At 50.4% G+C, this 7684-nt stretch carries 3 protein-coding genes; all 3 read left to right on the forward strand.

The window, feature by feature from the left end:
* Positions 1-855 precede the first annotated feature (855 nt).
* Positions 856-2499, forward strand: a complete 1644-nt coding sequence (locus tag ACZ9H4_RS32870; protein WP_476122485.1) for an esterase/lipase family protein — start codon at positions 856-858, stop codon at positions 2497-2499.
* Positions 2492-5116: an AAA-like domain-containing protein gene (locus ACZ9H4_RS32875; protein ID WP_476122486.1), complete on the forward strand. Its 2625-nt coding sequence runs from the start codon at positions 2492-2494 to the stop codon at positions 5114-5116. Before ACZ9H4_RS32870 ends, ACZ9H4_RS32875 begins: the two co-directional genes overlap by 8 nt.
* Before the next feature lie 407 nt (positions 5117-5523).
* Positions 5524-5964 carry a 3'-5' exonuclease family protein gene (locus ACZ9H4_RS32880; RefSeq protein WP_476122487.1) on the forward strand — a complete coding sequence of 147 codons (441 nt, stop codon included), beginning with the start codon at positions 5524-5526 and terminating at the stop codon, positions 5962-5964.
* Positions 5965-7684 lie beyond the last annotated feature (1720 nt).

Raw genomic sequence — 7684 nt, forward strand, 5'->3', positions numbered from 1 at the left:
CCGGCAGTCTTCCCAATATATTAGGAATATTGTACGGGACAGCAACGCATGAGCTTGAGTTCGCCTTCGTACGTCCCAATACGACGGCCATTCGCATGGACAGGTGAATCATGTTCCACAGTTCAGAGATCGTCCGCCTACCAGCGCCGTCTACTTCACCGTTGGAACTTGTTCATTACCGCTGTGGCTGGATTTCCAGACATGTGCCGTGGCTGTTGATCACTTATCGTGACAGTTGCGATTCGCGACCTGACAACTGCTATGTACTTAGCGACATGATCGTCGCGCCGCTCGATCTAGCACCGATCTTGCGGCAGTTGAGCCCGTCGATAGTGAGTAGCGCGTTAGTTGAACCTGCACTGTCGTCAACTCCGTCTTGGGCTTTCTCGCCAGTGACTGAACTTTGGATCAGCGACGGCGATCTCGCGTCCGTGATCCTTGCAGTGACTCCGATGGGTCAGCATCTTTTCCAGTCTCGCGAGAAGACCGTTGAGCACTGCAGACTCGTTAGGGCCTTTCCTTGATCGGCGCGACAGGAGCAGAATTTTGCGCAGCTGTCGCCAGAACGCTTCAGAACTGCGCGAACGGTGTTGCGTGACAATAAAGTCTGGAAACGGCAAGAAAGTTTGGCAATCTGCGGGACACAGCAGCAAATAAGTTTGGAAGCTGTAATGATCTTGGAGGCCCTAAGTTATGAGGGTTTTTTCGTCTGGATTTGACAGGACAACTTCGGTAGCTCGCCGTACTTTGAGAGACATGAGGCAGATGCCGGATTCAAACAGGCCGAGACCTGCTGAGACTCTCGGTTACAATTGGTAACGCTCTCTACTTGATCTCACAACTGCGAACACTGCAATGCCAACAGACGAAAAGCGAAAACAAGGTTGGTACCAATTCACCTCGTCGTCCTCTCTAACACTGGTTTTTGTCCACGGGTTTCTTTCGGGCGTAGGGTGCTGGGAGGGGAAAGCGTTTTGGCCAGATATCATAATTCGTGACTCGCGATTGGGAAATCCGAACATCTTCTTGGCCACATATCACACCGCCGTATCCGCGGGTAGCTATGATTTGTCGCAGTGTGCGCAGGAGTTGCACTCCTCGTTACTTATTCCGGATTCCGAAGGAAATCCACCGGTAATGGAAAGTAGCCACTTGGTTTTTGTGTGCCACAGTATGGGTGGAATTGTGGTGCGAGAGCTGCTAGAAAGCTATTCGCATGAGTTTGCAGCGAAAAAAATCGGCGTGGTGCTCATGGCATCACCAAGTATGGGATCGAAGTTCGCAAATTGGATTGCCCCGGCTGTACTTGCATTTCGGAACAAGCAGCTAACGCTGCTTAGAATTGGTAGTCGCACCTTGGCGGACGTTGACCGGCGCTTTCGGCGTCTATTGGATGAGCGCCGAATCCCCGAGTTGATTGGGGCCGAAGCGGTCGAACATCATCTACTTGCATCATTGCCGAACGTTTCGCGCTTTATAGGAAATGTGGTTGCTGCGGATTCGGCGAGTCGTTATTTTGGTGAGCCACGAATCCTTCCAAAAACCAATCACGGTACAATCGTAAAACCCGATGATTCTAACCATGTTAGTCACAAGTTTTTGATTGATTTTTTGCTGACGAAATTCAAGCACAGACCACCGGTGGATGCAGCCGCAGTGTCCGCAGGAGGCAATGTTGCAATTGGTAATGCAAGTAACAAACGACTCTCGAAAATACTTTTTGATTCTTTGGATAAAGGTAGTATTGATTTTTATTACGATCGATCGGATGACGAAAAGCTCGCGACCGCATTGTCAATGTACAGCGTTTGGATCGTCGGGCCATCGGGCGTCGGAAAAACTTCCGCTGCGCGTGCCTATATCATTCGTAGTGGTCTCGCACCAATTGAAATTTGCCTTTCGGCCTATGCCGGAAGGCTTTCGCCCAGTCACTGCATTGACGAAATAGCGGCGACCATTGAGCAGAGAAACGGTGTGCTCCTCGGAACCATTCTAAGGACCGAGCGCTCAATTTCTATTGAGCTTGCGAAAATAGCCACCGACTCTGCCATCGTACTCTACTTTGATGAAGTTCCATTTAGTGAGATTGATGCAGATGGAGCAGCCCAATTTTTCGAATTTATTGCTCGCCTCTTGAATGCAATCAAAGACGAATCCCACAACGCCGATTTAAGAATTATGCTTTCGTCGATATCGCCACCTCCTTTGCCGGTCGCGCGTGGCGAAAAAATACTAGAGCGCTTGAAAGTTGTTCAATTCGGAAAATGGGAGAAAGGCGAGCTGAGCGGTCTGCTAAAAGTTTTGAAGACCAATCTCACCGATGTCGTTCATGATTTTTCAATCGAATCAGACGATGAAGTCGTCGAAAACGCTGCTGGATTACCTCGCGCACTTAAATCGCTCTTAAGGGAGCGTGTGTACGACGCCCGTTCAGTCGTCCGTGGTTCACCGTCGAGCGGATCAAGTCAATCTGTAAGTGTGAAGGCGTCACATGAATAAGAAACTCAAGAGTCTGACGATCATTCCGGAATCGCTGTATGTTCGGCGAGACGCCGATCGCCAAGTAAAGCAGATTATTGAAGACATGGGGCGACCTGGATATGTGCTGGTTGCCCGGCAGATGGGAAAGACAAACCTGCTGCTGAACGCTAGACGCGAGTTGGCGACCAACGGGGATCGCTTCGTCTTTGTCGATGTATCGAATATTTTCCCGTCACTTCGCGAATTTTTTAGAAATATTATTGATACGGCGCTAAGCGCTGGAACATTTCCAAACAATGTTTGGCAGTCACTTCACGAACGACGCGTAATTACTGGTCGATTTCCAGAGCATAAGGAGCATGAGGCCGAGCTCGCTTTTCTTATTGATCACATTGACGGCAAGTTGGTAGTATGTCTGGACGAAATCGATGCGCTTACTAAGACATTGTATTCCGATAATGTTTTTTCATTTATACGCAGCGTCTATTTTTCCGGTCGTACAAATGTTGAACAGTTTGCGCGCCTAACCTATTTGCTCTCCGGCGTCGCAGAGCCGACAGAATTGATAAAGAACAAAAATATCTCACCGTTTAACATTGGGGCGAAGATATATTTGGAAGACTTTTCTCCCGATGAGTTGAAGAGTCTCGCATCGAGAACCGACGTACCGATTTCGGCGGAGGTCGTCGACCGCGTGTTTGATTGGTCTGGCGGTCATCCACGAATCTCTTGGGATTTGCTTTCTCGCGTCGAAGATATTGCTCTGAAGGGATTTCTTCTTACACCGGATGTTGTCGATGTCGTTGTGAGTGAAACATACCTCACGAATTTTGATCTTCCTCCAGTGGACAATATCCGAAAACTGGTTGAAGACGATCGAGAGATTCGCGACGCAATTATGGCGATACATTACAAGCGATCAGAAGCATTGACGAGTGTTGTGCGTACTCGGCTTTATCTGAATGGTATCGTCGCGAGCCAACAGACGAACGGACCGGTGCAATTACGAAATAAAATCATCGAAGCTGCACTTTCGGAAGAGTGGTTGCGGGATGTTGAAGACCGCAAGCTGTCCGCAAACGAACGAGCAGATGCTGCGTTTTCTCGCGAAGACTTTGATCAAGCTGCGAAGCACTACCTCGAATTTCTCGAAACGAAGCCAGAGCGGAGTCGTCAGCTGCTCGTATATTCGCATTTGGGTGTTTGCTTTATGCGTATGCGGCGCTACGAGGAGGCCGTTCATTATCTCGAGCTGGATCCCATAACTCGAGACGATGCACTAATGGGGTATCTGTACAAAAAATTCAATACAGGTGTGGCGCTGATGCTTCTTGGGAAGGCTGACGAAGCAAAAACGGCTTTCGAGGAGGTTGCTGAATTAAGTGCCAAGGCACCATCGAAGGAATTTTTGCTTGAGGCTATTCTGAACTGTGCCGCAATCGAGTCTGATTCAGTCGTGAACGTAGCGTCCGTCTTGAACCGCTGCAACTCGGTACTAGCACAGCTTGAGCAGAGCAACAGCAACGAGTCCAACGGACCGCAAGTCTTGCGGTTAAAGCTTGTCGCTTATTATTTAATCCAAAAAACGTACCTGAGCAAGCAAGAGTTCGATCTCGCGGAAAATGCCCTCAAAAATGCAATAGCGATTGCGGACGGCAGCGACAAGATCACACTGCTGACCATGCTCGCGAGCGTTACTCGTGATGAGCATAAGAGGATAGGGGTTCTCACGTCCTGTGTCGACTTGATCGAGGAGCAAAGACCTCAGATAAAGGAGGCGTCCCCGATTGAGCAATTTACTCTTACGGAAGAGCGTTTTGAGGAGTTACTATTCGCGGTGACGGAGGTCCGCGATTCGGCACTCACGGAACGCCTATTAGATTACTTGGATTCGAAGTCCATTGAATTCGCTCAAGCTCGAAGAATTATCTATTTAGCGGCTTTTCGCGATGCCCGTGCTTTCAAGCAAGATCAATTGCCGCATTTCTTGCGAGCGGTGGCGACTCGCTTTCGGCATGAGAGCGGGAAAGGGCTGCGCCGGATGTTTCTACAGTTGCTATCGATGGCTGAGCCCGAGAAGTTGGACAGCGCACTTGTTAATGATCTAGCAGAATTAACAGCGGATCCGACCGCTGCCATGGCGATCACTGATCTTAGACTTGCGTTTGAGTCGACGAGGGCGGTGGCTAAACACGGAGCACCGGATCACGCGGAAGAGCTATTCAGAGCGCTTAAGGGGCGCGTCATTGCAGGTGGTGTGGAGTATGCCGAGCTAGTTCAAGAAAACGGTGCATGGTCCCTTATTGCAGATATTCTGGAATTCAATCTTTCTGTATCCAAAGGAGAAGAGACGGAATCTTTGAATCGTGCAAAAGCTCTGATGGAACGTGCTTCGACATTTGATGACTTACGCCCAAAGGACTTTTTCAATCAAAAGGACCTAAACAGTATCGTCCGTGAAGCGCGGTCTTATATCGCTAAGACCCCACTCGTTCCGATAAAACGTAGCTCGCCAAAGCTGGGGCGTAATGATCTAGTGACCGTTCGTCTAACAACGGGTGAAGTTGTCCAAGGAAAGTACAAAAGGTTCCAGGATCTGATCGAAAACGGCGATGGTGAAATCGTGTCTTCATGAAAATTCGTATCGGGAGCGATGATGAATGCATTCCAGCGTTACTAGAGAGGATAGAAACACTGTCGCGAAGAGATGCGTGATCTGGAAAAGTCAAGGTTGCTCGAGGATTCGCGGGATAAACAGATCTTGCTAAGTGATCCCGACTTCCATTCGATGATTTCGCAGGTCAAGGGAATGGAGGTCGTCGGCTATAACGCGCAGGTTTGCGAGGCTGTCGATATATGAGACACGGTAGGTTTCGAACATCGTCCCCCGCGGGTCAGATGCGCGCCGGGACATATCCAGCCTCAAAGCACGTAAAAAATCGAAACAGGGGCTTGAAATGAGTGTTGCGCACGCTAGTCTTGTACCATCTCATTCAAAACACAAACAAGACAATGGTTACCCTGCATCCGTGGAAGCGGAAGGTGTTTATCGACACCGAATTTTCGAATCTCGACGCGCCGGTTTTGCTGAGCATCGCGATGGTCGCCGAGGACGGTGCCGAGTTTTATGCTGAAATGAGTGACTTCAACATAGACGACTGTAGCGAGTTCGTCAGAACGGTTGTAATACCTCAGCTCGGACAGTTTCCGGATCGAATAATGAATTCTCACGACGCATCGAGCCAGCTATGTACCTGGATGGGACAGTTAAAGGCAAGTAGGCAGAGGCCAGTGATCTGTTACGACTATCCCGTAGATGTCCGGTTGCTGATTCGTTTAATTGAAAAGAGATTGACGGGGTGGCAGCTCGAAAACATTTCGACGAGGCTTGACATCGAACGTCGTGAACAATATTTCGCTCTCCATGGCGGGAGACATCATGCCTTACATGACGCGCGCGCGAACCGTAGCGCCTATCGCTAGCGGCCTTAGTTCACTCGGGGTAACGCAACGCCTACAAATCATGTGAGCCATCTAGTGAATAAATATAAGTAGCAGTTTGACGCGCCAGAAGTACCAGAAATAGTGCACGTTGAGCTCGCCTGTACGTTCTTGAAGAAAGTGAAAAATTAGTCGATTGAAAACCAAGGTGTTTTGCATGTTTGCGCAAACATGAGCGCGCTTGCGCTTGCACAGAACGTGAAAACTCCCTACAAAATTCTCATTCTTCGCGACAATTTCCGCGAGATGCTCCGGCTGTGACAGTTCAGGAAGAGTTCGGATCGGCGCATCCCTGCGCCCCACCTTGTCCGACCGAGTTCGACCCACTCCGGCCAAATAGCTTTCTCTGAACCGGTCAGTCAGCCAAATTCAGGTGTTGCGAACTAGAGTGCCGGTAAGCGGCCGTTGGCGAACGGACCCAACCGGCCATGAACGGCCGTTCGAGGTGGCTGTCCAGTTTCTATGCCCAATGTCTCATACGCTCTTCATCAACGACCGCTTTGCGGCGAGCGAATTGCGGGTGGCACTGCCTCGATCCGGCCAATTGGCGACGCTCACCGAACAACTATGAATGTCCGGGTTCGGACAGGGATGAGACGCTCACCGAGGACAATCTCGGCTCATGTCGACTCCGCTTTACTCGGGTAGGCGATCCATCAGTAGTCTTTCCCCTCATTTAGGGGCGTCACGCCAGAAGACCCAAAAATCTGCCTCACGGTTGTCGGACTCATGCCAATTGTTGCCTCGAACAAGTAGCACTCGTTGGTCGCCGTCGATCTTATCGAGGTAGATGTCGAACTGAGCGAATCTTACGCTGGGGCAATCTCTATTTAGCCGACATCGGCTGAATCCCCAGCCTCCTTGTGCAATCCGACAGACCGTTTCTTCGACATGAGCACTAGCCGGTATTTTAATAATCAGAGGCAAGGCTGAACTCGGCTTAGGCAAGTCTATTCTCGCGTGGTCACAGTGAAAATCTGGGCTGGCGCCTGATTTGCATCGGTTTATGAATTCCGTCATGCGGTCAGCATTGCTACATCGCGAATAGTCGGCTTGAGGGGCATCAGGAAGTTTTGCGATCGCCGCGATACCGGGATCAACAGGAGGTTTGCGGGGGGGCGTAGTGCCAGAGCACGAAGCCCCGTAGCTTCCAGCACCGGGACCCCCGCAGCTGTTGTCACAGAACTGCCTGTTGGGTGCGCAATAAGTGCCCGTGCCTTGACTGAATGGACAGGTGCAATACCCGCTCGCGAGGGCCAAAGATGGAAGAAGGGAGCCAAGAAGGGCTGTCAAAGATGGGCATAGTGCTTTCATAGCGAACCCCTTCCTGAACGGCTCGATGGCTTCGGCCATCTCTCTCCTGAAATGTATTTATTTAGTAGCCGCTCTCTCAACAAGACATAAATAGCGTTATCTAGGCTATTGGGGACAGAGTTCAAGATCAAGTACGATGTCTCTTCGAGATCGTAATTTGGCGCACGGCGCGTAGAGGGCTTTCAATGCGGCGAAGCTGTGATGGTGCAAATCGCGCGCTCGCTGGGTCCGTCTGCCGTCAACGGCGACACCGAAAACCTAGCTTTGCAATAATTTGAAGTGACCGTCCGCTGGTAAGCGGCTCGGCTGGGCCGTGTCCTCACGCGCGCGCGAGTGAGGCATGATGGTGATGGCGTGTTGGAGTCCGTGTAGATCAAGGGAGATCGTG

The sequence above is a fragment of the Paraburkholderia sp. TE9906 genome (assembly GCF_056279605.1).

Bases quoted from the DNA above. Each gene is read 5' to 3' on its own strand.
- ACZ9H4_RS32870 (WP_476122485.1), top strand. From the start codon at position 856: ATGCCAACAGACGAAAAGCGAAAACAAGGTTGGTACCAATTCACCTCG.
- ACZ9H4_RS32875 (WP_476122486.1), top strand. From the start codon at position 2,492: ATGAATAAGAAACTCAAGAGTCTGACGATCATTCCGGAATCGCTGTAT.